The organism is Catenulispora pinistramenti, assembly GCF_018274385.1.
GTDB classification, from domain to species: Bacteria; Actinomycetota; Actinomycetes; order Streptomycetales; family Catenulisporaceae; genus Catenulispora; species Catenulispora pinistramenti.
Genome location: NZ_JAAFYZ010000098.1, coordinates 1 through 13792, shown reverse-complemented (window position 1 = coordinate 13792; position 13792 = coordinate 1). Strand labels below are relative to the sequence as shown.

Sequence of the window (13792 nt, the reverse complement as noted above, 5' to 3'; positions counted from 1 at the left end):
AAACAGGGGGTGCGGTACCGGCGGCTCGGCGAGTTCGGCCGCCGGTCAGGGTACTGGCAGCGCGGCAGTCCCGAAGGTGCGCATCCTGGGCTTGCGGGCGCGGGCTCGTCTGGCCGCCGAGATCGCCGCCGCCGGATGACAGATAGACCTGGCCACAGCGCCAAGGCATGCCGCCTACCGCACCCGGGCATGTTCCCGACCAATCGACCACCGGCCCGCCGCACCCTCACCGGCAGCCGCATCGCCGACCTGCGTTGTCGGTCCCTTCGATTGCCATTCTTCCGGTCGGTTTTCGGTTCGTTCCCCTCGGTCGCGTCGGCAGGGCTTCGCCTACAGTGCCGGTGGCCGGGGGTCAAGTTCGCGCTATCACAAACCGCAGCTCGCCCGCCTGACCGCAAGCGCGCGGACTTTACCCCCGGACACTGGTGCTGTACCCATCGGGCTGACGACGCGACCGAGGGGAACGGACCGTAGCCACCTCTGGGACCGCAGCCGCTGAGACTCACCCGGCCACCCGAGGGAACCGCGCTAGTTTCCCTGAGGTTGCCGAGGCCCGCCGGAGGCCCGGCTCTTCACCATGGGTTTGCCCTTGATCTTGCTCTTGATCTGGCCCTTTGCCCTTGCTTCGACTTGCCGGAGTTGAAGAGGCCTGAGGTGGGGCGGGGTTGTGAACGCGCGAACCGGCAGCCGACAAACACACCCACCACCCCGAACCCCGAACCGGTACAACTATGACCGAAGGCCGTAAAAAGCTTTGAAACCCACACACCAACAGCAACCCGGCCTACAAACCCCAGCCCCAGCAAACTCCACCCGCCAACGGATCCCGCCCGCCGACCGACACGTCGCGAACCACATAGCCAGAGGCTGCGTGCCGTTTCGCGCCGGTACCCCCAGGAATCAATCATCTAGAGCCGGCGCTGGATCGTGCGGCGGCCAGTGATGCGTAGAGCTCTGGCCGCCGCGCTTTCATCCACCACCGCCCGACCGAGCCGGTGACCAGGTCCATATCGAGATCTGCGGTGACCATGTCGTCCTCGATGGACCGGCTCTCGGTGAGGATCTGGCCGCGGGGATCGACGACCATCGCGCCGCCGGTGCGCAGCTCGTCATCGTCGCGGCCGACGCCGTTGCTGAAGACGATGAACATTCCGTTGTCGTGGGCTCGGGTCGGCAGGTGGCGCAGCAGCCAGTCACGTCCGGTCGGGCCGTCGAACGCGGCCCGGACCGCAGCGGGGTCCTCCGCGCGGTTCTCCCACAGCGACGACGGAAGCGGGTTCTCGCCGAATGGGACCATGGTGTGAGTCCCGCCGGTTTGGTGCGGCGCCAACAGGATCTGCGTGCCGAGAACCGCGGTCGTGCGCACGTTCTCCACGATGTTGTTGTCGAGGCAGATCAGGACCCCGACACGCACGCCCCACGGCGTGTCGAAGACCGTGTAGCCGTCGCCCTCGGAGATGCCGGGGTAGCCGGAGGTGTGCAGCTTGCGGTGGATGTGGACGGTGCCGTCCGGCAGGCAGACCGCGTAGGCGTTGAACAGCAGGCCGCCCCGCTCGGCGACCAATCCCACCGCGATGCCGATCCCCAACTGGTGCGCCAGCTTCCGCACCCGGGTGATCGACGGTCCGTCTTCGGGTTCTGCGATGGCGCGTAGTTCCTCGGCCGATCGCTTCGTGAGGTGCCGGTTGCCGACCAGGCAGAGCTCGGGAAGAGCGGCGAACTGGACGCCGTCCTCGGCCGCGGCGCGGGCGAAGCGCTCGACGCGCGCGAGATTGTACTCCTTGTCCCCGGGGCGGGGTTCGAACTGGACAGTCGCGACTCGGATCAGCATGAGGCCCATCGAAGCCGCGCCGCTTTGATGCGTCCAATGAATGTTCGAGGGCCATCAATAAGCCCGGGGAATGGAAAGCGCTCGACGCGGGTGAGTCACGAGCCACCCGGGCCGAGCGACGACACGCGGCTCGGCAGCCCCGCCCAGGCCCGTGCGGTTGCCGCGTGTCGCAGCGCTCGGAGGGTTCAAGACGCGCGCGGGGCGCAATGATCGGAGGGTGCGCCGGATGTCCCCGTCGCGCTTTCCCAGCAGATCGGATCGGACTGAGCAGTGGAGCCGGAGCCGCAGCGGGTGGTCGTGGTCGGCAGCGTCAACGTCGACGAGGTCGTGGGGGTGGCGGCGTTGCCGACACCGGGCGAGACGGTGCTCGGCCGGGAGCGCGCCACCGGCCTCGGCGGCAAGGGCGCGAACCAGGCGGTGGCCGCCGCGATGGCCGGCGGCACAGTGGCGCTCGTCGGCGCGGTGGGTACCGACCCCCAGGGCGAGGCGGTGCTTGAGCAACTGGCGAAGTACGGCGTCGACACGTCCCTGGTGGCCCGGCTCGACAAGACGGCGACCGGCCGCGCCCTGGTGATACTGAGCGAGGCCGGGGAGAACGAGATCATCGTGATCGGCGGAGCGAATCAGGCCCTGGACGAACGGGCACTGAATCGCGACACCCTTCACGACGCCGCAGTGCTGGTGTTGCAAGGCGAGGTGGCACCAAGCGTGAACCGCGCCGCACTGCGACTGGCGGCCGAGGCCGGGGTCCGCGCGGTGGTGAACCTGGCGCCGGTCCACGACCTCGGCGCGGAGCTGGCCCACGCCGATCCGTTGGTGGTCAACGAGATCGAGGCCGGCCAGCTCCTCGGCGCGGACTTGGCGACCGTGCACGACGTCACGGCCGCGGCGCCACAGCTACGCGGTCTCGCGCGATCAGTGCTGGTGACGCTCGGCGCGTCAGGCGCGGTCCTCATCACTCGCGATAGCGAGGACCACCTACCCGCACCGCGCCCGACCCGCGTCCGCGACACGACCGGCGCGGGCGATGCCCTGGTCGGCGTCCTGGCGGCCGCCCTCGCGCAGGGCTTCGAACTCCGCCCGGCGGTCGAAAGGGCGATCCGCGCAGCGAGTCTTTCGGTCGCGGAGGTCGGCGCGGCGGCGAGTTACGAGGCTTTTCGGGGTCAGCTCACCTGATGACAACTCGGCCTGCCCGGCCGTCCGAGCCCTCCTCATCACCGATCTCAGTACCCCTGCCGTTCTCCGGCATCCGGCTTCCGCCTTGACATGCAGCCAGCTGGCTGCCTAAATTAAAGGCAGCCGAAAGGCTGCATATCGACAACCACCACCACCGGGAGCCGCGAGAGCCGCATGGACGAAGTGTTCAAAGCACTGGCCGACCCGAGCCGCCGCGCGCTGCTCGACTCGCTTAACGCCCGCAACGGGCAGACGTTGCGCGAGTTGTGTGCGGGGCTGGACATGGCCAGGCAGTCCGTCAGCAAGCACCTCGCCGTGCTGGAGGAGGCCGGGCTGGTCACCACGGTGCGGCAGGGCCGCGAGAAGCTGCACTACCTCAACGCCGCGCCCGTGCATGAGATCGCCCACCGGTGGATCAACCGCTTCGACCAGGCCAGGGTGCAGGCCCTGGCAGACCTGAAACTCGCCTTGGAGGGCAATCCGATGGACGCGCCGACCTTCGTCTACAGCACCTACATCCGCACCACCCCGCAGAAGCTCTGGCAGGCGCTGACCGAGCCCGCCTTCACGCGCCGCTACTGGTCCACGGAGTTCGCCACCGACTGGTCCGCCGGTGCCCCGATGACCTGGGACAACCACGGCGTGCAGATCAGCGACCCGGAGCAGGTCGTGCTGGAGGCCGATCCCTACAGCCGCCTGTCCTACACCTGGCACGCCATCACCCCCGAGCTCGGCAAACGCTTCGAATGGGACGAGGAGCTGACCGCCAAGCTGGCGGGCGAGTCCCGCTCGAAGGTCACCTTCACCATCGAGGAGGAGGGCTCGGAGGTCGTGAAGCTGACGGTGGTCCACGACGGCTTCGAGGCCGGATCGGCGTTGGCCGAGATGGTGAGCCAGGGCTGGCCGAGTGTGGTGGCCAGCTTGAAGTCGCTGCTGGAGACCGGCGAGCCGCTGCCGATGGGGGCCTGAGCGGAGCACGCGGATCACCCGCCCCCGCGCCGCTCCACCACATACCCAGCCCTGCTGTACACCTGCTGAAACCCCGCACTCCGCGCCTGATCCAGAATCCTCGCGGAGTGCGAGAGCCAGTCGTCGGCACCGGTATCCAGCACCAGCCAGTCGAACTCCGCATGCGCGAACACGGTGTCAGTGGCCAGATACACCCGCGCCGTGTCCGTCAAATGCGGGGCCAGCGGGCTGCTGGCCGCGACGCGCGCCCCCTCAGGTACCAGCGCGACGGCCTGCCGCGCGGAAGCGGTCCGCGGACCGTCGTGCCAGAACGCCGGACTGAACGCGGTGCGCAATGGTGACAGTGCGATGAGGGCGACCGCCGCCGCCATCACCGCGGCCGGCAGCCGCCGCGCCAGCCACCGAAACGGAACCGGCCCCCGCTGGAGGGCGTCGATCAGCGCGAAGAACACGATCGGCATCAGGATCGCCGAGTAGTGGTAGTCGGTGTCCCAGTACATGTGGTCGCCCGAAGTGAAGCGGAGCAACAGGTCGGGGACGGCCAGCAGGATCAGCGGACTGCGCAGCGCGAGGAACGCGGTCGGGACCAGCAGCATCGCCAGCGTCTTCAGCTTGACCAGCGGCCAGACCAAGTGAACCGGTATCAGCCAGGGCTTCGACAGCGCGGAGGCGCCGGACGACTGCCGCCCGCTGCTCTGCAGATACGGATACACATGCTGCGGGTTGAAATGCGGGACGACCACCAGCACCAACAACGCCGTCGCGACCGGCCCCACCACACACAGCACCCGTCCGACCCGGCGGTCGTGCCGCCAGATCAGCAGCCCGAGCACGGCGATCGTCAGCCCCATGTCCTCCTTGACCAGCAACAGGCCCGACGCCCACCACGCGCACGCGGCCCACCGCCCAGCCAAGTAGGCGTCCAACGCCAACGCGATCAGCGGCACCGCGAACGCGGCCTCGTGGAAGTCGAAGTTGACGAGCTGCTGCAAACCCCAGCTCATCGCGTACGCGACGGGAATCCACCAATGCGGAGCGGCGCGACGGGCGACGACGAACACTGAGAAACCCACCAACGCGGACTGAGCGATCAGCAGCAACTCGATGTGCGGCCACAGCCGATACAACGGCCCCAGCACGGCCACGATCGGCGAGAAGTGGTCGCCCAACAGCGGAAACCCGTGTCCCCAAGGCCCCGACGGCGCGCTGTCGGACCTGATCGTCGACACCGGCAGGTGGCCGGCGGCGTAGGAGCGCACGCTCTGCCCGAAGATGCCCAAGTCGTAGGCGTTGGACCGGAACAGCGCGTGCCGCCGCAGCGAGAACACCGCGTAGCCGACCGTCGTGACCAGGGCCAGTGCCGCCGAAGTCCGGGTCGAGGAGGACGTGTCCTGCTCAACCCCGACTCCGGTTATCGCGACGCCTGCGTCCAACACGGTCGGCACCCCCACCATCCCGAGGGTCGTCCCTCGAGTCCGGTTCACCATCCTGCTATGTGATCAGAGCACTACGGATGGTGAGAAGGGTACTGAACGCGCGTTCTGAAGTCTGTAAGATTCGGCGGCAGTTATTTCGGGCCCTGATACGTCGAGGAGCCGAACCGCCTACCCGGCCCGGTGCAGACTCGACGTCCGCACGACCAACTCCGGTTGCAGCACCACAGCCTGGTGCGCGTGCGTGCCTTCCTCGTCGCCCAAGGCATCACCCTCCGCGAGCAGCATCTGCGTCGCCAGCCGCCCCATCTCCGCGGCCGGCTGCCGTACCGACGTGAGCGGCACCGCGACCGCGGACGCGAACTCGATGTCGTCGTACCCGACGATCGCGACTTCCTCCGGAACCTTCACCCCGGCGGCATACAGCGCCTGCTCCAAGCCCAGGGCCAGCAGGTCGTTCGCGCAGAACACCGCGGTCGGGCGGTCGGCCAGGCCCAGCAGGCGCGCGGCGGCGTCACGGCCCGCCGCGATGGTCATGTGGGCGGTCGGGAGTTCGTGCAGGGCCTCCGGCGGGAGTCCGGCGGCGGCGACGGCGGCCAGTGCGCCGGTGCGCCGGTCGCGGATCTGTTGCAGGTGCGCCGGTCCGCTGATGTAGGCGATGCGGCGGTGGCCCTGCGCGAGCAGGTGCTCGACCGCCAGTCGGCCGCCGGTGACATCGTCCACTGATACCGAGCACACCTCGGCGTCCTCGACCAGCCGGTCCACCACGACGTACGGGATCCCCTGGCGGCGTAACGGTTCCAGCGAGCGTCCGGTGGGATCGGCCGGGATCACCAGTACGCCGCGCACCTGCTGTTCGGTGAACAGGCCGATGTAGTCCGCCTCGTCCGACGGCGACTGCGCGCTGGTGCACACCATCACCCCGAGTCCGGCGGCGCGGGCGGTCCGCTCGGCGCCGTTGGCGACGTCGACGAAGAACGGGTTCGCCAGGTCCAGCACCAGCAGCGCGACGATGCGGCTGGTCCCGGTCCGCAGCTGGCGCGCGGACTCGCTGCGCACGTATCCCAGCCGCTCCACCACGGCCAGGATCCGGGCCCGGGTCTCCGGCGCCACCGAATCGGGCCGGTTGAAGCTGTTCGACACGGTGCCGACGGACACGCCGGCCTCCCGCGCGACGTCCGAGATCCCGACTGTCTTCTTGGCCACCTGAGCCCGCCTGCCCGCTAGCGGCTGGACGCCGACTGAATGGTTTCACCGGTCGGCCTCACCTTACAGGCCGGGCCGCGCACCGGCCCCACCTGGGGGTTCGTTCAAGATCGGTTCCCCGCCCCGGGATCGCCTCTTGACGTCGTCCTGAGCGCCGCCTAAGGTCGGCAGCAGGCAGGGATTGAATCGATTCAATCCGGCCGGCGAGATCATCGACCAGACCATCGGCGAGATCATCAGTGGAGCCAGTCGGCGAGACCATCGGCGAAGTCCATCGACCACGACCCCCGCGAGGTGGAGCCATGCCCGACCTGTCGGCCGTGAAGGCCGCCCTGAAGGCGCAGGAGATCGAGACCCCGTCGTGGGGCTACGGCAACTCCGGCACCCGGTTCAAGGTGTTCGCGCAGGCCGGGGTGCCGCGGGACCCGTTCGAGAAGCTGGCCGACGCCGCCCAGGTGCACGCCGCCACCGGGGTCGCGCCGCTGGTGTCGCTGCACATCCCGTGGGACCGCGTGGACGACTACGGCGCGCTGGCCCGGTACGCCGCGGAACTCGGCGTGCGAATAGGGATGATCAACTCCAACACGTTCCAGGACGACGACTTCAAGCTGGGCTCGGTGGCGCATCCGGACCCGCGGATCCGGCGCAAGGCCGTGGACCACCTGCTGGAGTGCGTCGACATCATGGACGCGACCGGCTCGTCCTCGCTGAAACTGTGGTTCGCCGACGGCACCAACTACCCGGGCCAGGACGACATCGTGGCCCGGCAGGACCGGCTGTCCGAGGCTTTGTCAGAGGTCTACGACCGGCTCGGGCCGGACCAGCGGATGGTGTTGGAGTACAAGCTCTTCGAGCCGGCCTTCTACGCCACCGACGTCCCGGACTGGGGCACGTCCTACGCGCACTGCCTGAAGCTGGGGCCGAAGGCGAAGGTGGTCGTGGACACCGGGCACCACGCGCCGGGGGTGAACATCGAGTTCATCGTGGCGTTCCTGCTACGGGAGGGCAAGCTCGGGGCGTTCGACTTCAACTCCCGCTTCTACGCCGACGACGACCTGATGGTCGGCGCCGCCGATCCCTTCCAGCTGTTCCGGATCCTGCACGAGGTGGCCAAGAACGGCGGCTTCGACAAGGCCAACGGCGTGGCGTTCATGTTGGACCAGTGCCACAACCTGGAGGCCAAGATCCCGGCGTTGATCCGTTCGGTGATGAACGTGCAGGAGGCCACGGCCAAGGCGCTGCTGGTGGACCTGCCCGCGTTGCGTGCCGCGCAGGCGGCCGGGGACGTGCTCGGCGCGAACGCGGTGCTGATGGACGCCTACAACACTGACGTCCGCTCGATGCTGGCGGACCTCCGCAAGGAGATGGGGCTGCGGCCCGACCCGCTGGACGCCTACCGGGCCGGCGGCTACGCGGAGAAGATCGTCGCCGAGCGGGTCGGCGGGGTGCAGGCCGGATGGGGAGCTTGATGAACGACAGCCTGAACGACGACAGCCTGACCAATGACACCCTGACCAATGACACCCTGACCAATGACACCCTGACCAATGACACCCTGAGCAATGACACCCTGACCAATGACACCGTGGCCGCGTTGGTGGCCCGGTCGAACCGGCTCGGTGCCGATCCGCGGAACACGAACTACGCCGGCGGCAACACCTCGGCGAAGGGGGCCGGGACCGATCCGGTGACCGGCGGGGACGTGGAGCTGTTGTGGGTCAAGGGTTCCGGCGGCGATCTGGGCACCCTGACGCCGGCCGGGCTCGCGGTGCTGCGGCTGGACCGGCTGCGCGCGCTGGTCGACGTCTATCCCGGGGCCGACCACGAGGACGAGATGGTCGCGGCGTTCGACTTCTGCCTGCACGGCAAGGGCGGCGCCGCGCCGTCGATCGACACGGCGATGCACGCTCTGGTCGACGCGCCGCACGTGGACCATCTGCACCCTGATTCGGGGATCGCGCTGGCGTGTGCGGCGGACGGGGAGAAGCTGACGGCTGAGTGCTTCGGGGACGCTGTGGTGTGGGTGCCGTGGCGGCGGCCCGGGTTCCAGCTCGGGCTGGACATCGCGGCGGTGAAGGCGGCGAATCCGCAGGCGATCGGGTGCGTTCTCGGCGGGCACGGGATCACGGCCTGGGGTGATTCGGCCCAGCAGTGCGAGGCGAATTCGCTGCGGATCATCAGGACGGCCGAGGCTTTCCTTGCCGAGCGCGGGAAAGCTGAGCCGTTCGGGGCGGTGACCGCAGGCTTCGAGCCGCTGCCTGAGGATGAGCGCCGGGCGCGTGCGGCTGCGCTGGCGCCTTATATCAGTGCTCTGGCGTCGGCGGATCGTCCGCAGATCGGCCACTTCACCGATACCGAGGTCGTCCTCGACTTCCTGTCCCGCGCCGAGCACCCGCGGCTGGCGGCGCTCGGCACCTCCTGCCCCGACCACTTCCTGCGCACCAAGGTCCGTCCGCTGGTCCTCGACCTGCCGGCCTCCGCGCCCCTCGAAGACGCGATCGCCCGCCTCGCCGAGCTGCACGCCGACTACCGCGCCGAGTACGCGGCCTACTACCGCCGGCATGCGACTCCTGATTCGCCGGCGATGCGCGGCGCGGACCCGGCGATCGTCCTGGTCCCCGGCGTCGGGATGTACTCCTTCGGCCGGGACAAGCAGACCGCGCGGGTCGCCGGCGCGTTCTACGTCAACGCGATCAACGTGATGCGCGGTGCCGAGGCGGTGTCGGAGTACGCGCCGATCGAGGAGTCGGAGAAGTTCCGGATCGAGTACTGGGCGCTGGAGGAGGCCAAGCTGGCGCGGATGCCCGAACCCAAGCCGCTGGCCACCCGGGTGGCGCTGGTCACCGGCGCGGGGTCGGGGATCGGCAAGGCGATCGCGTACCGGCTGGTCGCCGAGGGCGCGTGCGTGGTGGTCGCCGACCGGGACGGTGTGGCGGCGCAGGCCGTGGCCGCCGATCTGGGCGGCGCGGACCGGGCGGTCGCGGTGACCGTGGACGTGACGTCCGAGGAGCAGGTCGCGGCGGCGTTCGACGCCGCGGTGCTGGCATTCGGCGGCGTGGACCTGGTGGTCAACAACGCCGGGATCTCCATCTCGAAGCCGCTGCTGGAGACCACGAGCGCGGATTGGGACCGACAGCACACCATCATGGCGCGCGGTTCGTTCCTGGTGTCGCGCGAGGCGGCCCGGGTGATGACGGCGCAGGGTCGCGGCGGGGACATCGTGTACGTGGTGTCGAAGAACGCTGTCTTCGCCGGGCCGAACAACGTCGCGTACTCCGCCGCCAAGGCCGACCAGGCGCACCAGGTGCGCTTGCTGGCCGCGGAGTTGGGCGAGCACGCGATCCGGGTGAACGGCGTCAACCCCGACGGCGTGGTGCGCGGGTCGGGGATCTTCGCCGGGGGCTGGGGCGCGCAGCGTGCGGCCACGTACGGGATCCCGGAGGAGAAGCTGGGCGAGTTCTACGCGCAGCGGACGCTCCTGAAGCGGGAGGTGCTGCCCGAGCACGTGGCCAACGCGGTGTTCGCCCTCGTCGGCGGCGACCTGACGCACACCACCGGGCTGCTGGTGCCGGTGGACGCCGGGGTCGCGGCGGCCTTCCTGCGATGAGCGGGGTATCGGGGTGAAGACGGTCGCGGCGATCGACCTCGGCGCGTCAAGCGGGCGCGTCATGGTCGGTCGCGTCGGCCGGGACACGCTGGAGATGCGTGAGGCGCACCGGTTCGAGAACCGGCCGGTGCGGGTCGGTGGGACGCTGCACTGGGACGTGCTGGCGCTGTATCAGGGGATTGTCGACGGGCTGCGCGCGGCCCGGCAGGTGGACTCGGTGGGCGTCGACAGCTGGGCCGTGGACTACGGGCTGCTGGACGCCGACGGTGCGCTGCTCGGCAACCCGGTGCACTATCGCGACGCGCGGACGGAGGGCATCGCCCAGCGGGTGTGGAAGATGATGCCCGCCGAGGCGTTGTACGGCGTCACGGGGATTCAGTACGTGCCCTTCAATACGCTGTATCAGCTTGTTGCGGCGCGCGGGTCGCAGGCGTTGGGCACGGCTCGGCAGGCTTTGCTCATCCCGGATCTGATGGGGTACTGGCTGACCGGGGTCGCCGGTACCGAGGTGACCAACGCCTCCACCACGCAGCTGCTCGACGCGGTCAGCCGGACCTGGTCGGCTGAGGTGGCCGAGCGGGTGGGAGTGGACGTCGGGCTGTTCCCGCCGCTGCGTCAGCCGGGATCACGGATCGGCGAACTGCTGCCGGCGGTGTTGGAGGAGACCGGGCTGCGTGGGCCGATCCCGGTGACCGCGGTGGCGTCGCACGACACGGCGTCGGCGGTGGTCGCGGTCCCGGCCGCGGCGGGGGAGCGGTTCGCGTATATCAGTACCGGAACATGGTCGCTGGTCGGGCTGGAGCTGGAACGCCCCGTGCTGACCGAGGCCAGCCGGCTGGCGAACTTCACCAACGAGGCCGGGATCGACGGGACGGTCCGCTATCTGCGCAACATCATGGGTTTGTGGCTGCTCCAGGAGTGCCTGCGGGAGTGGAGGACCGACTTGCTGGCGCTTCTGGAAGCCGCAGCCGGGCAACCGCCCCTGCGTTCGGTGATCGACGCCGCCGACCCCGGCTTCCTGGCGCCGGGCCGCATGGCCGACCGCATCCGCGAGGCGTGCCGCACCACCGGCCAGCCGGTGCCCGGCACGCCACCGGAAGTCACCCGCTGCATCCTCGACTCGCTCGCCCTGGCCCACCGGCGCGCGATCGAGGACGCGCAGCGACTCGCGGACCACCCGGTGGATGTGGTGCACATCGTCGGGGGCGGGGTGCACAACGCGTTGCTGTGCCAGCTGACGGCCGACGCGTGCGGCCTGCCGGTGGTGGCCGGGCCCGCCGAGGCCGCGGCGCTGGGGAACGTGGTGGTGCAGGCGCGGGCGCTCGGCGTGGTCGGCGAGCCCGGGGCGGTGCGGGACTTGCGGGACTTGCTGATTCGCACGCAGCCGCTGACGCGCTACGAGCCGGCCGGAGAGCGGGCGGCGTGGGATGCGGCCGCCGCGCGGTTGGCGGCGACGAGCAGCTGAGCCCGCGCTCGCTCGCCGCTGAAGACCAGCAGCCGCCGGCGCGTCGGCCAAGCAGTTGGTATTGCTACTGTTTGGCCTGCTGCTGCAATGCTGCGATGCGATGAAGGGGGACGAAGGATACGGGCTCTGACGAGCACCGCACCTTCAACTATCGATGACGGGTGGGACGGGCTACGCGGTGGGCGGCCGGTACCGGTTGGACGACTTGATCGGCCAGGGCGGAATGGGGCGGGTCTGGCGTGGCTACGACGCCAACCTCGACCGGATCGTCGCTATCAAGGAACTGACGATCCCCGAGGGCGTCGCCGCCGACGAGCGGGCCGAGCTCGTCGCGCGCGCCGTGCGCGAGGCCCGGGTCGCCGCCCGGCTCCGGCACGACGGCGTCATCACCGTGCACGACGTCGTGCAGGACGGCGGTGTCCCGTGGATCGTCATGGAACTGGTGTCCGGGGGATCGCTGGCCGCGGAGATGGCCGATCGTGGTGCGCTGCCGTGGCGGCGGGCCGCCGAGATCGGGACGGTGGTCGCCGACGCGCTCGGGCACGCGCACGCCGGCGGCATCGTCCATCGCGATCTCAAGCCGGAGAACGTGCTGCTCGCCGGGTCCCGGGTGGTCATCGCCGATTTCGGGATCGCCCGCGTCCTGGAGTCCGCCACCCATCTGACGCGCACCGGCGTGGCGCTGGGCACGCCCCACTACATGGCGCCCGAGCTGCTCGAGGGCCTGGAGGCCACGGCCGCCGTCGACCTGTGGTCCCTCGGCGCGATGCTGTACACGCTGGTCGAGGGACGGCGGCCGTTCGACGCGCCGACGCTCACGGCCCTGTACACCGCGATCCTCATGAAGGCGCCCGAGCCCGCGGTGAACGCCGGACCGCTGGCCCCGCTGCTGGTCCGGCTGCTGGACAAGGACCCTGCGAAGCGGCCCGATGCCGTTGAGACGGCCGGGATCCTGCGTGCCGCGGCCGGTGGGTCCGTACCGGTGCCGGGCGAGGTCGTCCGCCGGCCCGTACCGGAAACGATGGTCGCCGCGCCGGTGCCCCCGGGGCTGTCCGCGTCGGGTAGCGCGCCAGCAGTCGACTCGCTGTTCATCTGCAGACCGGGGCAGCGGATCGAACGCGCCTGGCTGATCCCGGTCACCGACTACGCAGAGCCGTCGGTCGCGGTCTACCTCCAGGGCAAGAACGACCTGCACGGCTCTTGGTCGCAAGCGACGTTCCACGTCCCGCACGCTCCGGACCGCGATCGCCGACTGCTGCAAATGGTGCCGTCTCGGGGCGATGCCATGCTGACGCTCGGTCCGGGGATGGCCCTCGGCGCGGCGGCCCTGACTGTGGACCGTGCTCAGGCCCGTCAGGTCCTCAATCTCGCCGATCTGGTGACCAACACGGTGAGCCCCACTGCGCTGGGCCCGTTGCCCGGCCGGATAGAGCGGTTCACCGCCGGCACCGTCTTCCGGACGTCCGGGCGTCTCGGAATCGCGGTGACCGGGCCGGGCATCGCGCCGGTCGCCCGGGTCGGCGGCGGCGATTGGCGCAAGCTGCCCGGCGGTTTCCAGCCGATGCGGCTGGCCTCCGCCGCCGATTCTGTCGTCATCGGCTGGCACGGCAACGCTCGCCTTCCGGGCGCCAGAGCCGTCGCCTGGAACGCCGAGTCCTGCCGGACTCTGTACACGTTCGATGACCGCCGTGTCGTCACCGGCGTGGCGGTATCGCAGTCCGGCTCCCTGGTCGCGGTGAGCAGCCCGGCTGGTATCAGCCTCTACCGTCCGGCCACCGGTGAGGAGCTGACGCACCTTCCGCTCACCGGCGGCGCGCAGTCCGGACAAGGCATCGTGCTCCTCGACGATCCCACCGGACGGCCGAGGGTGACCTACGTCCACGGCCGGAACGTCCGGCTGTGGGACATGAGTACCCGCGAGTTGCTGGCCGAGCTGCCGCTGCCGGACGAGCCGATCCTCGCCGCTGCCCTCGTGCGTACCGAAGCGGCACAGGCGATCGTCATCGCGACACCGTCCCGGGTCGCGATGATGGAGTTCCCCGCGAGGATCTGACGAGCTGGTGAAAGGTGCCACCCTCACCCGCCCGCAACCGCGACCTCCGCCC

9 protein-coding genes are annotated in these 13792 nt (G+C 69.9%); 6 read left to right on the top strand and 3 right to left on the bottom strand.

What is annotated here, in order from left to right:
- Positions 1-904: 904 nt before the first annotated feature.
- Positions 905-1831 carry a nitrilase-related carbon-nitrogen hydrolase gene (locus KGQ19_RS25885; RefSeq protein ID WP_230419442.1) on the bottom strand — a complete coding sequence of 309 codons (927 nt, stop codon included), beginning with the start codon at positions 1829-1831 and terminating at the stop codon, positions 905-907.
- Between the two features lie 270 nt (positions 1832-2101).
- Between KGQ19_RS25885 and KGQ19_RS25880 the strand changes: the two genes are divergently transcribed.
- Together KGQ19_RS25880 and KGQ19_RS25875 are read left to right on the top strand one after the other, a co-directional pair.
- On the top strand, positions 2102-3007 hold the full coding sequence (locus KGQ19_RS25880) for a ribokinase (protein WP_212012789.1): 906 nt from the start codon (positions 2102-2104) through the stop codon (positions 3005-3007).
- A gap of 174 nt (positions 3008-3181) precedes the next feature.
- Positions 3182-3976: an ArsR/SmtB family transcription factor gene (locus KGQ19_RS25875; RefSeq protein WP_212012787.1), complete on the top strand. Its 795-nt coding sequence runs from the start codon at positions 3182-3184 to the stop codon at positions 3974-3976.
- A gap of 14 nt (positions 3977-3990) precedes the next feature.
- Here the strand turns inward: KGQ19_RS25875 and KGQ19_RS25870 are convergent, their stop codons facing one another.
- Positions 3991-5412, bottom strand: a complete 1422-nt coding sequence (locus tag KGQ19_RS25870) for a DUF2079 domain-containing protein (protein ID WP_212012785.1) — start codon at positions 5410-5412, stop codon at positions 3991-3993.
- Positions 5413-5580: 168 nt separating this feature from the next.
- Positions 5581-6615: a LacI family DNA-binding transcriptional regulator gene (locus KGQ19_RS25865; protein WP_212012783.1), complete on the bottom strand. Its 1035-nt coding sequence runs from the start codon at positions 6613-6615 to the stop codon at positions 5581-5583.
- 302 nt (positions 6616-6917) lie between these two features.
- On the opposite strand from KGQ19_RS25865, the gene rhaI reads away from it, so the two are divergent.
- From rhaI to KGQ19_RS25845, 4 genes are all read left to right on the top strand, one after another.
- The gene (rhaI, locus tag KGQ19_RS25860) at positions 6918-8084 is read left to right on the top strand and encodes an L-rhamnose isomerase (RefSeq protein WP_212012781.1); all 1167 of its coding nucleotides are present in this window, start codon (positions 6918-6920) and stop codon (positions 8082-8084) included.
- Positions 8084-10222: a bifunctional aldolase/short-chain dehydrogenase gene (locus KGQ19_RS25855; RefSeq protein WP_212012779.1), complete on the top strand. Its 2139-nt coding sequence runs from the start codon at positions 8084-8086 to the stop codon at positions 10220-10222. Before rhaI ends, KGQ19_RS25855 begins: the two co-directional genes overlap by 1 nt.
- 13 nt (positions 10223-10235) lie before the next feature.
- Positions 10236-11687 (top strand): rhamnulokinase, encoded by a 1452-nt coding sequence (locus KGQ19_RS25850; RefSeq protein WP_307856511.1) that lies wholly within the window; start codon positions 10236-10238, stop codon positions 11685-11687.
- Between the two features lie 154 nt (positions 11688-11841).
- Positions 11842-13740 carry a WD40 repeat domain-containing serine/threonine protein kinase gene (locus KGQ19_RS25845; protein ID WP_212012777.1) on the top strand — a complete coding sequence of 633 codons (1899 nt, stop codon included), beginning with the start codon at positions 11842-11844 and terminating at the stop codon, positions 13738-13740.
- Positions 13741-13792 lie beyond the last annotated feature (52 nt).

Coding starts and splice junctions, on each gene's coding strand:
- KGQ19_RS25885 (WP_230419442.1), bottom strand. CDS start 1,831: ATGCTGATCCGAGTCGCGACTGTCCAGTTCGAACCCCGCCCCGGGGAC.
- KGQ19_RS25875 (WP_212012787.1), top strand. CDS start 3,182: ATGGACGAAGTGTTCAAAGCACTGGCCGACCCGAGCCGCCGCGCGCTG.
- rhaI (WP_212012781.1), top strand. CDS start 6,918: ATGCCCGACCTGTCGGCCGTGAAGGCCGCCCTGAAGGCGCAGGAGATC.
- KGQ19_RS25855 (WP_212012779.1), top strand. CDS start 8,084: ATGAACGACAGCCTGAACGACGACAGCCTGACCAATGACACCCTGACC.
- KGQ19_RS25845 (WP_212012777.1), top strand. CDS start 11,842: ATGACGGGTGGGACGGGCTACGCGGTGGGCGGCCGGTACCGGTTGGAC.